Genomic DNA, 16936 nt, shown 5'->3' with positions numbered 1-16936 from the left:
ACTAGACGATTATTGCGTTTCTTCCAACTGAATATGAATAGGCTTCTCATTCAGCAAAAGGGCGCCTATAAATGCTAGAATTGCAACGATCATGAAAAACAAGAACACTGTACTAAAATCATATTCTCCAGTCGCTGACACTTTCACTAAATATCCAGCAATGAAAGGCGCAAAAAAGGCTCCGAACTGTCCAATCCCATTCCCTGTTCCTACAGCGCTTCCAGCCACTTCCTTAGGATATCGGTTCTGTAAGAATGCTAATAGTGGGCCATAGTTTAGATTTACGAAAAATCCTGCAAGAAGTAATAATATAACTAGCATCGTATTGTCACCTTTTTCAACTGTAGAAAATAAGAACATAATTGGAATACAGCCGCCATAAGCGATTAACGCTACTATTTTCATACTCTTGACCTTATCCATTAGCCAGCCTCCAAGCAAGATGGAGATAATACCTGTGATATACGGTAATGCGACCAATAGGCCCATATTCTTAATGTCCAAACCGTATTGTTTTACTAAAATGGTTGGTAACCAAGAGGCAATTCCCCATGACAATGCAACTTGGAATACACAAACGAAAACGCCAAAGTAGAATACTTTGTCTGTAAGAAAGATTTTGGGACTCTTCAGTCTAGGATCCACGAGCACTTCTTCGTCTGCATCATCATTGATGAAATCTACTTCATCCTGTGACACACGACCTTTTTTCTGCATTTTCTCAGGCGTATCTGCTACAAAGTACCAAAGTAAAAACATCCCGATGATTCCTGGAATGACGAGAAGAAAGAAAACGGGTCTCCATGCGCCACCAAAAAAGTAGAACGATGCTGCTGTTAACAATATTGGGGCAATGGCAGGTGCAACGACATAAGTCGTCGAGAAAAAGGATAAGGCTTTCCCTCTACTCTTTTTAGGGAACCAGTTATTGATAGCTTTTGTACCTGGTGGGAAATGGTGTCCTTCTCCTAAAGCTAACCCTAGTCGAAGTGCTATCATCTGGCCAAATCCTTTTACAAAACCAGTCAATGCTGTAGCTATTGTAAATACAGTAATTGCTACACCCATCACTTTTTTAGGTCCGAACTTGTCTGCTAAAAAACCGGAAGTGATTTGAGATAATGCATATGGAATAAAGAATATAGATAATACGAGACCTGCTTGTTCAGGGGATAAATTCAAATCTTCCTGAATATAAGGCATGAAAACGATAACTGCAAAGCGATCCATATAATTGATAATATAAAGCAACCAAACCACTAACAAAATCACATACCGATAACCCCACGTCCTCTTTACAATCATTTTCACTAGAAAAAACCTCCCTTTCAAGTCTTAATGTAAGCGTATTCAATTGGTTAGTTAATGATAACTAACCAATTGAATATAGTCAAACTATTTTTAATAGTCTGTTCGGAATAACAAAAATCTCTATCGTACTGAGGTTAATCAGCTGGATAGAGAGTGGTATATTTAAAGTCAATCTAGTTAAAGAGGTACCTTTCAAAATTACAACGTGAGAACCAACCAGTAAGATCTACCTTATTCATAATAAGCGCTAGGTTCTTAGATGAAAGTCATCTCTGAGAACCTAGCGCTTTCTATATTGAGTCATTGGTAATCTATCAAAAGCTTCTGCACATGAAACTAATATGATTATTTATACAATCATATTAAATTTTCACTCAAATCCCTCTTCAATCAGTCCAAAACAGTTAAATAATACCTTGGAATCGTAAAATGATTTCTGCTATCACTGCAGAACCGAGGAATGTTCCGAGCATGACGAGCGTTCCGACAACAATTGTTTTCCATCCTAATTTTACAAAATCGGTCCATGAGCGACCAATTGCAATGCCAGCATACGCTAAAATTGGTGTTGCAAGCGCTAGAAGTTGAACTTGCGTTGTCCATTCAACGACTTTTTCCGAACCTGGGAACCAAGGCATTGAAACAATTACACCGATAATCGAGATGTATGCAATACTCGGAAAGTTCACAGGGATGAGTTTCTGTAGGATGAACCCTATTAAACAAATGGCAACAAGCACGATCATTCCAGGAAGTGCTGCAAGTGGAAGAATGTCATACCCTACCCAATTCCCGATTAGAGCTGTGATGCCAAAAATCCCAAGTAACAGTATCCATTCTTGAATGTTTTTCAGCATCAGTAGCCCTCCTTATTCCGTGTCATACGTAAGTAGATTTTTTCAGTTAATGGAAGTCCTATGAAGATACTCACCCATAACCCTGTAGAAAGAGAAAGCAAGTTACTAGCGCCTGAGAAGGCAATAATCTGAGACTCAAGTTCCGGGAACGCAGCAACAAGAGAACCACTTGCAGCTGCCATCATGCTTCCACTTCCAACTCCCGAGGCCATCGCAAACGATAGCGGACTTAAAGGCGTTACCGTTGCCAGCAGACCAGAAATCAAACCTAGGAACACCGCTCCAAACACTGTACCAAAGATGTACATCGCCATGACACCGCGCCCTTCAGGGGAGTTGATCCCGAACTTATCCATAATGAGACCAACGTTCGGTTCACGACCAATTGAGTGTGTCATTCCAACTGCTTCGCGCCTCATACCCAACCAAATTGCTACAGGTAAGGCGATTAGGATCGTCCCTAAGTTGCCCAGCTCCTGCAACAGTAAGGCGGGGCCTGCTGCGATTACTTCTGGTAAAGAAGGACCGATAATGACTCCGATTTTCGCTAGTAATAAAGCAACACCAAGTACTATAAGTGGCTCTGCATTTTTAGCTTGTTTCTCTTTAACTACCGGCGTGAAATATAAAACTAGACCTATTACGAGTGCATATAACATCGGGAGTAATAGAATAACACCAGGACCTACTGGGATTTTAAATGTGCCAATCATTTCTGTGATAATGACAATCCCTACTACAATTGCATGCAACCGCCAATCTTTCCAAATGCCAGCAAGCAAGCTCTCTTTTCCATCCATCCAAATCCCCCCTTTTACTTCCCTTCATTTCGATGAATCACGTTGTTATATTGTGTGCAAGTACTTCAGCCACAGCCGTTGAGTCTCTTCGGTCAGCACCTTCTGAGCTCGCACATGTAAACAATTGGTATGCTGCGTCACTAATTACAGTGGGTACGCCTTGTGTAGTAGCTAAACTTCGATATAGTGATAAATCCTTCAACATATTGGCGAGCGAAAACGTCACATCGTCAAACGTTTCATGAATAATTGTTGGACCGAACACGTCCATCACCTTTGTCTGACCAGATCCTTTTTGAAAGAGCTCGGCTAACTTCTTTTTAGAAATGCCTGCTTGTTCTCCCGTCAAAAGCGCTTCACCTAACAAAGAAATGATGCCGCCGACAACCATGTTGTTACATAACTTAACAATTTGTCCTGCACCACTAGGTCCTATATATTCAATGTGACCACCCATTGCTTGGAGTAAAGAAACCACTTGCGGAAACTTCTCTTCAGCTCCACCCACCATAATGGTAAGCTTCCCTGAACTCGCACCTTCAGGCCCACCACTCACCGGGCAGTCAAAATAAGCAACATCTAAGACATTAGCATCCGCCTCTAACTTCCTCGTCCTAGCAACATCATTCGTACTCATATCGAGAATGAAGCTTCCAGATTTTAAGTGTTTCAGCGCTGCTTCTTCCCCCTTTAGCAACACGGTTTCAACTAAATCTGTAGAAGGAAGCGATATGATTAACACATCGCTCACTTTTGCCAATTCTGAAACGGAAGTTGACGCATTTGCCCCTTTATTCACTACTCGTTCAACCGCTTTTGCATTTGTATCGTAAACCTTAACTTCATATCCTTTTCGAACTAGATTCGTCGCCATTCCATACCCCATAAGACCACATCCAACAACACCGATTGTTTGTATATGATTCCCCTCCAATCGCTCCGTTATCATGGACGTATATAAACCGTCTTGTAATCCGTCCAGAAATCTAAAGTCGTTGAACCTTGCTCACGTGGACCGATACTAGATGCTTTCTTTCCGCCAAACGGGTACTGATTCTCAAAATAATTAGATGGGATATTCACATGTGTTACACCCGATTCAATATTTCGGATAAAGTGAAATGCTTTGTTTAAATCATTCGTATAAATTGTTGACGACAGTCCAAATTCGCTATCATTGGCTAGTTCCAATGCTTCTTCATACGTGTCCACAACAGATATAGACATCACTGGTCCAAAGATCTCTTCTTTAAAAATCGTCATATCTTGAGTGACTCCACTAAACAACGTTGGAGCTACAAAATATCCTTTATCTAATCCATCATTCATTAACTGTGCTCCACCACATTCAAGTGTCGCCCCTTCATCAATTGCTGATTTCACATAGTGCAAATACGTCTTCAATTGCCCATCATCTATTACTGGTCCGTTGTCGACGTTTTCCGTAAATCCGTCCCCAATATTCAATTTGAGGGTCCGCTGGACAAGCTTCTTCGTCAGCTCATCTGCAATCGAACGAAGAACAATTAGACGACTCGTACCTGTACAACGTTGACCATTATCTAAAAACCCACTGATAATTAAATTTTCTACAGTTGCCTCAAGATTAGCATCTTCTAACACAATAGAAGGGTTCTTTCCTCCCATTTCTGCTTGCATTTTTGCCCCTCTTTCACTCACTGCTTTACCAAGAGCCAACCCAACTTTTGTAGAACCCGTAAAGGAAACGGCTTTAATCTTTTCATGGCTACCAATCGCATTTCCAATGACACCACCTGGTCCTGTCACCATGTTGATAACACCTGCTGGAACACCTGCTTGCTCAAACAGCTCTATAATTTTGATGCTAATCAAAGACGTGTTACTTGCCGGTTTAAAGATTACAGTATTCCCTGCAATAATGGCCGGAGCAATCTTCCAAATTCCAATACCGAGCGGAAAATTATATGGAGCAATTACACCTACTACCCCAAGAGGTTCTCGAATTGTATATGCAAAAATCCCTGGATCTTGCGAAGGAACGGTTTCTCCTGTCATCCGGGTTGCTTCTCCACTAAATTGTTTCATAGCTTCTATTGTTTTTCGAACTTCGCCATTTGCTTCACGGAACGATTTCCCAACTTCTTTTGTAATAATGGTAGCTAATTCTTGTTGCTGTGCTTGCAACAACTGAATGAGTGAGAATAGCACATCTCCACGTTTAGGTGCTGCTGTATTCGCCCATCCTGGAAACGCCCTTTCTGCAGCGTCAATCGCTCGCTCGACATCTGCCTTATCTGACTTTTGAAAGTAGCCCAGTACTTCTTGGTTTGATGGATTCAAGCTAGCATACGTTTCGTCCGTAGAAGATGAAACCCATTCCCCATTAATATAATTATGATAAGTAGAACTCACATATACATCCCCTCTCAAGTTATCTATCTATTATGGTAAATCAATTTAAGTGATCATTATATGTGTGCATCCATAATTATTAGCACATTTTTTTGTTGAGACTCATAAATATTTGGAATGCAACCACAAAGTCGATCCAATCTTTTTCGTTTGCAAAGTCGATTTTCAGCAGTTCCTCGACCTTCTTCAAGCGATAGTAGAGAGTATTTGGATGAACATGTAGTTGCTTGGCAGTTTGTTTCTGGTTTCTATTAGATTTGATGAATAACTTCAACGTGTGGATTAGCGTTGAATCCGCGGTTCTCAATCGGTGTAGCTTATCCTCCATGAAGCGTTCCAGTAATTCTTGGTCCACTTCATATAGCAACCGTTCAAGTCCTAACATCGAATATTCGACAATAGGAATATCATAACGCTTAGCATATCCGATAGATCGTGTTGCTTCCTTATATGATACTGACAACTCTTGTATCGTAGTTTCTCGACCGATTCCATAAACGATGTCGGCATTGCCTGGCCAAGTTTGCAGTATGCTGGTTAATAACTCTTTCACCGTATACGTTAAGGACTTCGGCAAAATGACAATGAAGGCGACTTTTATTATATATTCATACCTAGGTTGGAAAGAATATCTCTAGTGGTATAAAAACAAAAAAGTACCGGCGCTCAAAACAAACGTGAATGTTTAAACAAACACGAAAGTTCGTTGCGCAGGTACCTTTCACTCAAGTATTCTTTGCTTCAACTGTTATACTATATCCTTGAATGTAGAGCCCGGTAATCTCCATCAATTCTTCAGGCGTATAATCTTCAAAGTACTAAGTTAGTCCGAAGCGACGGCGCAGTCCTGCGTTGCTGTCTAGGAAACGATTCATTTCCTCTTTCATATCCTGCCGCATTGACATACTTAGCTGCACCCACTGCCACAATACAATAGTGATCACCTTCAGCGCTTCTCATTAATCGACTCCAATAACTTCCGTTTTCCCTCTGAATATGATTAAATGACTGTATAACCATTTTTTTCAGCACCTCTTTTACTAGTCGAGTGGGTCTGTGATTGGTACTTCTCTATACCCTGAAAACAATGGTTTTTTGCGTTTTCTTCTATCTATTTAACATAATAGGTACCTTTGACTCGTATGAATACAAAAAGTTCAAAGTGACATGAGGCCCCTACTTCACAGGAAGCCAAATAATTTTAACTTTGACAGTAGTGTTGCCTATTCAGTTGAAACAGGTTTCACCCACAGGCACCTTTTAAATAAATTCAGTCCCAAACAGCTAAGACACCTTGCATAGAGGATGCACAATATAAGAAGCCCGTAGTGGATGTTTGAACCATCCACTACGGGCTTCTTTTAAATCTCATGAATAGCTATCCTTCACTATTTTTTAATATTCTGGTTTGCTATCTATTAAATAGTTAAAATACCTCATTCACAAATTCATGCAAATTCTTCCTGATTTTTTGTTTATCCATTTTCCCTATTAAGGTTTTAGGTAAATCCTGTTGAATAATCACCTTCTTCGGACATTTGTAATTTGCCAGTCTTTCTCTGCAGTACCGATAGATTTCTTCTTCATCTACGCTACCCTCGTTTTCAGGAATAATGAAAGCGATACCGATTTCTCCCCATGTCTCATCTGGCACTTCGATAATACAAGATGCATTTACAGCTGGATGGGCATTTAAAACCGTTTCAATTTCCATCGGGTACACATTATACCCTCCACTTATATACATCTCTTTAGAGCGACCGATGAAATGTAAATAGTTCTCATCATCCAAATACCCAATATCGCCCGTTTTTAGCCATCCATTTGAAAAGCTACTGGCATTGTCTTTAACATCCAGATAACTCTTAATAACGCTTTCGCCTTTGACCCAAATTTCTCCGACTTCATTAGTCGTTGCTGTAGTTCCGTCTGTCTTCATGATAGCCATCTCAAACCCAGGACCCGGTTCCCCCTCAGTTCTCGTGATTTTTTCAACTGAATCACCGACTTTTGTAAACGTGAAAAAGCCTGACGTTTCTGTCATTCCCCAGCTCCCGACGACTGATGCACTCGGGAAACTCGTTTGTATACGGTGAATCAATTCTGGTGATGAAGATTCACCAGATACAATGAGTAGTTTCAATGAATGAAGGTTGTAGTCCGTCAAATTCGCGTGTTGAAAAATGAGACGATACATCGAAGGGACTCCCCCTATGACTGTTACTTTGTACTCGTGTATCAGTTTCGGGATTCCTGCTGGCTCAAAGGTGGGGGAAATCAAACCTTCAGCAGCAGCATACAGCTGCACTGCAATCATATCGTGCGTACCGCCAACATGACTAGTTGGCATATTAAGCAACATTTTATCCTCATTTGTGATTCCCCATGTTTCCACAGTTGCTTTAGCGATGGCTAACGTATTGCGATGTGTCAAGACACCACCTTTGGGCAATCCAGTAGATCCGCTCGTAAAAATAATTATTAATGGATCGTCTAGCGTGGGGGGGGGAAATGGCATAGCCAATTCCACAGGGCTTTCCAACAAAACTTCATATAATTTGACTCCTGGATAGTCCAGTCTCCCCATATATGAAAATACGTGTGGAATTTCTATTTCCTTCAATAATTGCTCAGTCGTCACTTTGATTGATTCATTCCCTGCAAAACACACCAACATTTTAGGTTCGGTCCGTTTGCATAGATTAATCATTTCCGTTACCTTGAATCTTGGATCTAAGGGCACGACCACTAGCCCCATTTGACCCGCAGCTAGATAAATTGTCATGAATGCGGGTGTTTGAGGTAGAATAGTTGCCACTTTATCCCCCGGTTTTAACCCTAGAGTAAGAAAGGTGTTTGTCATGCTCTTAACTTCATCATAGTAATGCTTCCAGGTAACAGAGTCCCCCATAAATTGGTAAGCAACTTTATCCGGATAGCTTGTTGCATTTCTTTCCAAAAGTTCAGTGAAGTATTGTGACATTACCTAGCACCATCCCATTCCTCTTATTTTTGTTTGCTGAGATGGAATTCTTCTAACTTTCGTTTCGTTTCACCAGCTAAGACGACTTTTTCCACAAGTTCGTTTTCAGTCATGACAATTTCACCAAAATTAGGCGCAGCTGATGCATTGATCATCTTTTTGGTCAACCGGATGGAATGGCTACCTTTCGTTCTAATTTTCGCAATAATTGAGTCCACTTCTTGTTTCAATTGGTCTTTTGCAACCACTTTATTGACAAGACCCCACTGGACACTTTCTTCTGCAGATATATCCTCGCACAACATGATCATTTCTTTCGCTTTTAACGCACCAACTGTTTTCACTAATCTTGGTGTGCAGCCCCACGTTAAAAACAAGCCGATATTTGTTTCAGGTAAATTTAGTACCGAGTTTTCAGTAAGTAATCTGAAGTCCGCCGTTAGTGCAATGGCTACAGCTCCACCGTATGCAGAACCATTGATAGCAGCGATAGTGATTTGCTCCATACTTTCCAGTTTTCGAATCATCTCCTGGCCAACCAGTTGCATCCGTCTGAGTTCTTCATTTTTGAAATCCTCGTCATCCATTCCTTCAAACATTTCGAACACATCTGCACCTGCTGAGAAGATACGTCCCTGATTTGTGAATACAACATAATGGACAGAGCGTTCTTCCCGTAACCAATCGCATAACTGAATCAATTCTTTGATCATCGTCAAGTTCATGGCATTCAAATTATTTTTCCGATTCAATGTGACCGTTAGTACATCGTCTACTTGTTCAAGTTCCATTGTTTCGTAATTCGTCAATTTGCTCACTTCTCCCTTTTGAATGGATTCCAGAAATTCGATTGCCATTTTCAATGATTAATAGTTCTTTTCAAAAACAGGTGTTTTTGCCATTGATTTTTCCAAGGTACCTGGTTCACACCAAATGATTTCGGGATTCACTCTTACTTGGCAGCTCAATTGTTCTTTAATTTTCGCTTCCAGTTGAGAAAGTGCATTCCGATCCATATCAAAACCGTATTCCAACTTCACTTTCAAATGTGGTTTTACGAGTGGAGGTTCCTGATCCAATACAATTCTCATCTCACCAGTAACATCTGGTGTGTAGGTGGTGATTACTTGTTTAATAGCAGCCGGATAGACATTCACACCCTTAACAATCAACATATCGTCAGATCGACCTACAACTTTTACGCGCATCCCATTGAATCCACAGCCGGGACAAGGCGTAGTGAATACTTGCACAATATCACCGGATGCCATTCGCAACATGGGCGCTGCCAATCGATCTAGTGACGTATAAATTACTTCACCGATTGCACCGTCTACAATTTCAATAGACTGTTTGGTCTCCGGATTGACCAGATCATACGGATATAAATCATAATCGGGCGTCACGCAGTGCATCCCATGGTAATCATCTGAGTCACACGAATACGCAATGGTTCCACCAATTGGACCAATCCAGTCGTATACACGGCATCCATAGGCTTCTTCAATTTTCTGTTTCACTTCAGGAATACTGATTGCAATTTCACCGACTGTAAATAGTGCTGAAAGGTTCAAGTCACCTACCGGCTGTTGATGAAGTTCCAATGATTTCCCTATCAAATGTTCCGCTAGCGACGGAGTCATCATTGCCGCTTGCGGGTTTGTCATCTTTGCATATTGTAAAATGGCTGCAGTTCCCGCCCGAACATCCACATCAATCGGTAAAATTCCTGCCTGACGGATTCCAGGCAACACAGCGGAAGTAGCATAAACACCCAACGCATGACTGAATAGCATCCGATCCCCTTGACCAATTCTGGCATAATCCAACATCGAAGCGACTCCATCCGAGACTTTATTTAAATCTCTTTGCGCTAATGTATACGTAAACGTTGGTATTCCTGTAGTCCCACTTGTTGTGGCGGTTAACGCAATTTCATCGGGGGAGGAACATAAATGCATACCAAACGGATGACCGAATCGTTCCATGGATTCTTGCTGACTATTTCTTTCTTGTTCTTTATCCATCAGGATAGGTAGTTTAAGATAATCTTCAATCGATCGGATATCCTGTGGAGCGACTCCGATTTCTTTGAATTTCTTTTGATAGAACTCAGAGTTTCGATAGCAGTACTTCAGTTGGTTGATTAGTTTCTTTTCACGTATTTGATGAATCTCCTCATCGCTAAAATAATTCAATGCTTCAGTAACATAGCGAACGGCCCTCATGTAAACTCCCCCTTTTTAATCCACCCCGACTTGATACCTATCTAGATTGTTAGTTTACGTTCACATCTGAAGTCAATCCAATTAGTTCAGAAGGAGAAGGGATATCTGCGGCATGCGTTCCGTATCGGCTATACTGAATAGTCCCCTCTTGGTTAATAATGAAGGTTGCAGGTAATTGGAGTTCAAGTTGTTGCCCTTTATTCCCTAAATTCGTAATTCCTTTTTCTTTGGCGATGGCCATTTTTTGCATGGCTTCGCTAGAGATGAGATCCTCTTGTGTTTTACCTGCTTCGACACCGTATAAGTCAAATATCTTATGTTCAGGATCGCAGACCAGTGTTAAAGGCATTTGTTCATGTGTTAGCTGTTCGCGAATGAAGGACGCTTCAGTTTGAAGAACAACCAAGACTTGTGTAGCATTCGCTTCAAAACTTTTTATTTCGGATACTAACGCTGCAATATCCAGCTGGCAGAGACTGCAACCGTAGTATCTCAAAAAGAGCAGGATTGTTTTCTTGTCACCTAATACCTTATACAGTTCATTCGATTCTGACCAAGGGGTTTCGAAGGTGAAATCAACAGCTTTTGATCCAATTTGAAATTTACTCATAAGGTCATCTTCCTCCTAATTCTATTTAAAATAATTCTCAGTCCAGGAGTATAAATCTCCAATTATTATCTACGCATCAATTAAATGTGGTCGATTCTTCTACCTCCGCTGCTAGAGGGATAACTTCAAAATGCTCTTCCATTTCTACTACAGGTACTTTCCTTTTGACGATATTGACATAGATCCCCGCAGCAATCATATAAAGAATGGCACCTATCATGATTTTGACCGGTAATGTCATAATCATTAACGTGGATTGGAAAGCAAGTAACAGAATGGAAACGAGAACAACAGCCGTAAGCATTTTGGGTGGCAGTTTGAATTTAGATTTAGCATAGAGCTCCGGATACTTTTTCGGCAATTGAGTGACCGCAATCACCGGGATTATTCCTGCAAATAGTAATACACCAAGACCTAGTTTGGAGATGGTATCTAGCGATACGCCACCAATGATCGGAATCACACCGATAATATAGAAAAGAGTTAGCAGACGATGGGGGGTTCCATGCTTCTTGTTCACCACACCGAGTGATTTTGGTAACCATCCATCTTCACACGCAATGATCATTCCTTTAGTTACCCATGTTAATAGCGCATTCAATGTAGTTGCGAGTGCAAATAGCGCTCCACCAATCATGAAAAACAGGAATAATGGTCCTGGCAAGATGGTTCTCGCTACATCCGTTAGAGGTTTGTTAGCAACTTCGGCAATTGGTAATACACCTACTCCGACAATGGCCATTAAAGCGTAAAGAACCCCTACACCAAGTGTCGTTCCAAATATGGTTAATGGAATATCCCTACCAGGATTTTTCATTTCACCGCCAAGTTCTGCGATACTTGTAGCACCGCCCGTCGCGAAGGCGAGCAGACCAACTGCTGTGAAGAACCCGATAAAACCACTTGGGAACATTTCTTTTGGATTAAATACTTCCGCAAAGTTGGTTGCGGGTAGTCCATAAGCAAGAAAAATTCCTAATGCTAGTAAAAGAACAAGAACCATTATTTTTTCTACTACAGCTGCAGTTTTCACGCCAATCATATTTGTAATATAAAGGACGGTCAGGATAACAAATGCAGCTGGCATAATCGGAATGTCTGGAACTAAACCTTGTAGATATTGAGCAAAAGAAATTGCATAAACGGCAATTGTAACTTTTGAAAAGATGAATAATAGCATCCAGAAGAAACCAATCTTCGGAGAAAGCAAAAGACTTGAATAGCGATACTGGGCACCTGTCGTCGGCATTGTTGTAGACATTATGGTTAACGGAATTATTGTAATACACGTGAATACAGATGATACAACGAAGGCCAACACAACCGCTTTACCTGTCATCCCTATCGCGACACCCATCAGCGCCATAATTCCTACTCCGATTACCTGCCCCATTGCAATGCCCATCAAATCGCCTAATCCTAATACTTTTTTTAATTTCGCTTCTTGGCTACCCATCTCTATCATCTCCTTAGAATGAATACCGTTCACAAAAAATGTAACGTTAGTTATTTTGTGTTCCTGATAGACTCTGAGATGTGTTGTTCAATTCTTGAATGACTTTGTTCATTCGGTGCAACCCTTCTCTAAGAACAGATTGTGGGCATGCAATATTCACACGAACAAACCCTTCTCCTCCTGGACCAAATGTATATCCTTGGTTAAATCCGACCCTAGCTCTTTTTACCAACAGTTGTTCAAGTTTTTCAGGTTCTAATCCGAGCCCCCTGCAATCCAGCCAAACTAGATACGTTGACTCCGGTTGGATCACAGTTATCGATTTCATATGTGTATCAATATAATCTGTCAGATAGTCAACATTTTTCTGTAAATACGTTACCAGTTGATCCAGCCACTCATCTCCCTCCTTGTAACCGCTTTCAGTCGCGGCTATAGCGAATGGATTTGTTAGCTGCAACGGCGTTCTCGAAACTGCCCCTAAGAACTTTTTCCTCAAATCTGCATTTGGAATGATAATATTTGAAAGTTGTAATCCCGCCAGATTGAACGTTTTGCTGGGCGCTGTGCAACAGATGGAGTTCTGTTCAAATGCCTTACTAATACTTGCGAAAGGAGTATATTTATAGTCTGTATAAACCAAATCACAATGGATTTCATCCGATACGACTAAAATATGATTGGCTAAGCAGATTTCCCCTAATTCTTGTAGTTCTTCTTTCGTCCACACACTTCCTCCTGGATTATGTGGATTGCACAAAATAATCATCTTAACACTTGAGTCCAATTGTTCACGTAAATCTTCAAAGTCCATATAATAACGTCCATTTTTCAATTGGAGTCTATTTAACAATACTTCACGTCCATTTTCTACAATGGCATTTGTGAAAGGATAGTAAACGGGAGATTGTATAATAATTTTATCTCCAGGTTCCGTGAACGTTTTGACTATTGTATTCAACGCTGGTACTACACCAGAGCTGATGGTAATCCAATCTTTTTCAAGTGACCATTGATGCCTTCTTTGGTTCCACTGAATAATCGCATCATAATACCCATCATGCATTGTTGAATAACCAAAAATCCCATGATCTGCTCGTTGCTTTATGGCTTCTATAATTGGCATCGGGGATGGAAAGTCCATGTCCGCTACCCACATGGGTAATACATCCACTTCTTGGAACACTTCATCTTTTTTGTCCCACTTCACAGATCCCGAGTTCCTTCTATCAATGACTTTGTCGAAATTATAGATCACTTTATACGCCTCCTTTAGTTTAACTACACAAGAATGACTTCATCGTCCCCTTTCCTTGGTCACCCAGAGTCACTAGTTTTCCGATTAGGGTGAATTATTAATTTCATTACATCATATTCAGTGCTATGATGTAAAATAGCGTTAATGAATGTTAGTATTAATAATTCCTATGGATGGTGATAAAAATGCGTATAGAGCATTTTGAATATATTGTTGAAATCTCAAAAACAAAGTCTATTTCTTTAGCTTCTGAAAGACTAAATATTTCCCAACCTAGCATGAGTCAGGCACTTGCCACTTTTGAAGACGAGATTGGATTGAAGGTTTTTAACCGCTCAAAAGCAGGCACATTCCCTACTGAACGAGGTCAAGCAATCATAATAAAGTCTCAAGAAATCCTAAACGCAATTGAAGAGATAAAATTGTTTGGGAGTGTACAGCATTCTCTTCTTAAAGGAAGGTTGTCAATCAGTTCTACACCAGCCATCTGTCAAAGCGTGTTACCACGTGTACTTTCCTCTTTCACCAAAAAGTATCCTGGAATCCAACTTGAATTAGCAGAAGGTGATTCCCAGGAAATTAAAGAGCAAATACTGAACGGTGAAATTGACGTAGGAATTATTGCAGACGCCAGGAAAGAAATTGAAATACATCCCTCCCTAATATACAAACCAATTGTTCAGTCTAAGATGATGATTTGTGTCGGTCACCATTCTCCACTTGCCCATAAGACTAAAATCTCACTTAGCGAAGCTATGGATTATCCATTGATTTGTTCATCCCCAAGTTTGCGGGGTCTCCTTCATCAACTGGGAAGGCCAAAGTTCCTTGTGAAAACTGGTCATATGGAAGCTGTAAAAAATATTATTGCTGAAGGAATTGCTATCGGCTTTTTCACACAAATAAATTTAAAGATGGACCCTTATATTCATACAGGAAAAATTATTCCATTGGAAATCTCGGATGATGTCCTTGGTGAAATTTGGTACCATTTCATCAAACTAAAATCACTTCGTTCCAACGCTAGCAGTGAATTTTGCAAAGAACTGCAAAAAGAAGTGTTACTGGTTTGAAGTGATTAACATAGGATTAGTATATTCTCCTCATGATTGCTTAAATGTTGAGTTCTATCTAGATTCTTAAAGGTACGTTCAATACAAATGTAAATATTTACACTAGCAAAATCCCACTAATGAATTAGTAATCAATAACACGGCTATAGCTAAGTATATTTATTTTATAGAGGCCAAGTATTTAAATCTCAAAATACCGACATAGTCACGAACTTAAACTTCACCATATCTCTAATTCTACATCCGTGATTTTTGTGGATGGATTAACTCCTAAGTATATGAAATGTAGCATTATAATCAGTTCTATTAGAATACCTAGTCAAATTTATTGATAGTCGGATTTTCGGGTTTTATTTAAATTCCCAATTCCTAGAAATTAGTATTTCATTTACATTTACTTCATTTCAAATCCTCCGTCTTGGATTTGATTAGTGCATTCACTTTTACTATGTTAATTGACCTAGATTTCCGCTAGATTGCTCTTGACAACATGTAAGTTATCAGCAAAACAAAACCCCCTATCCAGCTGAGTTGAATCAGCTGGATAGGGAGTTACTTAATTAATGGCGATTTAGTAAATCCTGATTATTACAAGTGAGACGAATTTCTGTTAAGTAAGTAAATCAGCTCTCCAACAACACCAAATCATCTACTAAAATTTCCTTTTTCATTACTTCGCTCAACTGTCCTCTGCTTGCCTTCGCAAGGCGATAATCGACTTTTCTCGTCATTTCTTTAGCCATCTTTTTAGCCAGACCCGCATTTCCAAAAGAGTCGTTCCTACTTTCAAAAATGTGTTGGTAGTGTGGGTACAGCGTATCCTTTGCTTCAGCCGTTATGCCATATCCTTGAATGTAGAGCTCCGTAATCTCCATCAGTTCTTCTGGCGTATAGTCTTCAAAATGTAACGTTAATCCGAAGCGGCGGCGCAGTCCTGCGTTGCTATCTAGGAATCGAATCGATTCATTTCTTTTTGGTATCCTGCTGCTATCAGCAAGAACTCTCCTTGCCGACCGATATTTGCTTCAGCAGCACTTCGACCGCTCTTTCCGTAGTCATTCTCACCACTACCTGCGAGTGTGTACGCTTCGTCGATGAACAGCACACTGCCCATGGCCCGCTCAATCTGATCAGCTGTGCGCTTTTCCGTTTCGCCAATATGCGTACCGACTAAATCTAGCATTTCTATAGCTTTTTTTTCAGCTTGTTTCTTTGTGAGTTTGAGATGATAAATGATTACGCTCATTAATTGATCGCCAATTGTTAGAACAGGATTTAACGAAGTCATGGGTTCCTGAAATATCATAGCGATATCTTTTCCACGCACCTTATACATTTTCTTCTCGGATGATTGCGCTAGGTCAACACCGTTTAACAGTATTTGACCATTCTTTATTTTTCCACCAGGTGAAGGAACGAGACCCATGATTAAAAGGGATGTCATGCTTTTCCCACATCCCGATTCCCCGACAAGCGCAACCGTCTCACCTTTGTTGATATCGAAGTCTATTCCGTCTACAGCCCGAACCGTGAGCTTCCCTTTTTTAAAATGTGTCTTAAGATTCTTAACTTCTAATAACTTCGACAATACTATTCACCCCGTTGTTTTAGCATTATGGTGTTCTGAACATAGTTAACTATTTTGCAAGTATCATGCCAAGTCTTATTTAGAATGTTCCGGTAGACTAAATTTCCACCTGACTATTCGATTTCTTCTCTAAATGAAATAATAGTAGGCGAAGTCATACACCTTTCAATTACAATTCAATGATGTACATGGTTACCAGATGACGAAATATTTAGAATACTAAATCGTGCATGTCTACTTCCTTATACACTAGATGTGTAATCACAAATCAACCTTTTTTCAGTTAGGCTCCGTTACTTATTAATCTTACTGCCTTCTGAAATTCGGTAATTATTACCACGACAAAAAAACTGCTAATGCTAGATGAATCATATGCAT

General features: G+C 40.2%; 15 protein-coding genes. 1 reads left to right on the top strand and 14 read right to left on the bottom strand.

What is annotated here, in order from left to right:
- Nucleotides 1-9: 9 nt before the first annotated feature.
- From ACRPI0_RS01970 to ACRPI0_RS01915, 12 genes are all read right to left on the bottom strand, one after another.
- Nucleotides 10-1305, bottom strand: coding sequence for an MFS transporter (locus ACRPI0_RS01970; RefSeq protein WP_432355860.1), 1296 nt, complete (start codon nt 1303-1305; stop codon nt 10-12).
- Nucleotides 1306-1715: 410 nt separating this feature from the next.
- Nucleotides 1716-2168 carry a hypothetical protein gene (locus ACRPI0_RS01965; protein ID WP_432354457.1) on the bottom strand — a complete coding sequence of 151 codons (453 nt, stop codon included), beginning with the start codon at nt 2166-2168 and terminating at the stop codon, nt 1716-1718.
- Nucleotides 2168-2968, bottom strand: coding sequence for a DUF3100 domain-containing protein (locus ACRPI0_RS01960; RefSeq protein ID WP_432354456.1), 801 nt, complete (start codon nt 2966-2968; stop codon nt 2168-2170). The genes ACRPI0_RS01965 and ACRPI0_RS01960 overlap by 1 nt, the downstream gene beginning before the upstream one ends.
- A gap of 37 nt (nt 2969-3005) precedes the next feature.
- The gene (locus ACRPI0_RS01955) at nt 3006-3917 is read right to left on the bottom strand and encodes an NAD(P)-dependent oxidoreductase (RefSeq protein ID WP_432354455.1); all 912 of its coding nucleotides are present in this window, start codon (nt 3915-3917) and stop codon (nt 3006-3008) included.
- Nucleotides 3914-5362 (bottom strand): aldehyde dehydrogenase family protein, encoded by a 1449-nt coding sequence (locus tag ACRPI0_RS01950; protein ID WP_432354454.1) that lies wholly within the window; start codon nt 5360-5362, stop codon nt 3914-3916. Before ACRPI0_RS01950 ends, ACRPI0_RS01955 begins: the two co-directional genes overlap by 4 nt.
- 79 nt (nt 5363-5441) lie before the next feature.
- Nucleotides 5442-5939: a PucR family transcriptional regulator gene (locus tag ACRPI0_RS01945; RefSeq protein WP_432354453.1), complete on the bottom strand. Its 498-nt coding sequence runs from the start codon at nt 5937-5939 to the stop codon at nt 5442-5444.
- A gap of 849 nt (nt 5940-6788) precedes the next feature.
- On the bottom strand, nt 6789-8345 hold the full coding sequence (locus ACRPI0_RS01940) for a class I adenylate-forming enzyme family protein (RefSeq protein ID WP_432354452.1): 1557 nt from the start codon (nt 8343-8345) through the stop codon (nt 6789-6791).
- A gap of 23 nt (nt 8346-8368) precedes the next feature.
- Entirely contained in the window at nt 8369-9202 is an 834-nt protein-coding gene (locus ACRPI0_RS01935; RefSeq protein ID WP_432354449.1) for an enoyl-CoA hydratase/isomerase family protein, read from the bottom strand.
- A 9-nt stretch (nt 9203-9211) separates the two neighbouring features.
- The gene (locus tag ACRPI0_RS01930; protein WP_432354447.1) at nt 9212-10573 is read right to left on the bottom strand and encodes a phenylacetate--CoA ligase family protein; all 1362 of its coding nucleotides are present in this window, start codon (nt 10571-10573) and stop codon (nt 9212-9214) included.
- 49 nt (nt 10574-10622) lie between these two features.
- Nucleotides 10623-11183: a redoxin domain-containing protein gene (locus tag ACRPI0_RS01925; RefSeq protein ID WP_432354445.1), complete on the bottom strand. Its 561-nt coding sequence runs from the start codon at nt 11181-11183 to the stop codon at nt 10623-10625.
- A gap of 76 nt (nt 11184-11259) precedes the next feature.
- Nucleotides 11260-12639, bottom strand: a complete 1380-nt coding sequence (locus tag ACRPI0_RS01920; RefSeq protein WP_432354443.1) for an APC family permease — start codon at nt 12637-12639, stop codon at nt 11260-11262.
- Between the two features lie 46 nt (nt 12640-12685).
- Complete coding sequence (locus ACRPI0_RS01915; RefSeq protein ID WP_432354441.1) at nt 12686-13897, bottom strand: MalY/PatB family protein; 1212 nt, start codon at nt 13895-13897, stop codon at nt 12686-12688.
- 185 nt (nt 13898-14082) lie between these two features.
- Here ACRPI0_RS01915 and ACRPI0_RS01910 point away from each other — a divergent pair, with 185 nt between their 5' ends.
- Nucleotides 14083-14970 (top strand): LysR family transcriptional regulator, encoded by an 888-nt coding sequence (locus tag ACRPI0_RS01910; RefSeq protein ID WP_432354439.1) that lies wholly within the window; start codon nt 14083-14085, stop codon nt 14968-14970.
- A 623-nt stretch (nt 14971-15593) separates the two neighbouring features.
- Here the strand turns inward: ACRPI0_RS01910 and ACRPI0_RS01905 are convergent.
- Together ACRPI0_RS01905 and ACRPI0_RS01900 are read right to left on the bottom strand one after the other, a co-directional pair.
- Nucleotides 15594-15845, bottom strand: a complete 252-nt coding sequence (locus ACRPI0_RS01905; protein ID WP_432354437.1) for a hypothetical protein — start codon at nt 15843-15845, stop codon at nt 15594-15596.
- A 71-nt stretch (nt 15846-15916) separates the two neighbouring features.
- Nucleotides 15917-16558 (bottom strand): ATP-binding cassette domain-containing protein, encoded by a 642-nt coding sequence (locus tag ACRPI0_RS01900; RefSeq protein WP_432354435.1) that lies wholly within the window; start codon nt 16556-16558, stop codon nt 15917-15919.
- Nucleotides 16559-16936 lie beyond the last annotated feature (378 nt).

The organism is Sporosarcina sp. A2 (assembly GCF_050858885.1).
In the GTDB taxonomy this organism is placed as follows: domain Bacteria; phylum Bacillota; class Bacilli; order Bacillales_A; family Planococcaceae; genus Sporosarcina.
The sequence above is the reverse complement of the archived record's forward strand: the minus strand, read 5'-3'. Positions and strand labels throughout refer to the sequence as shown.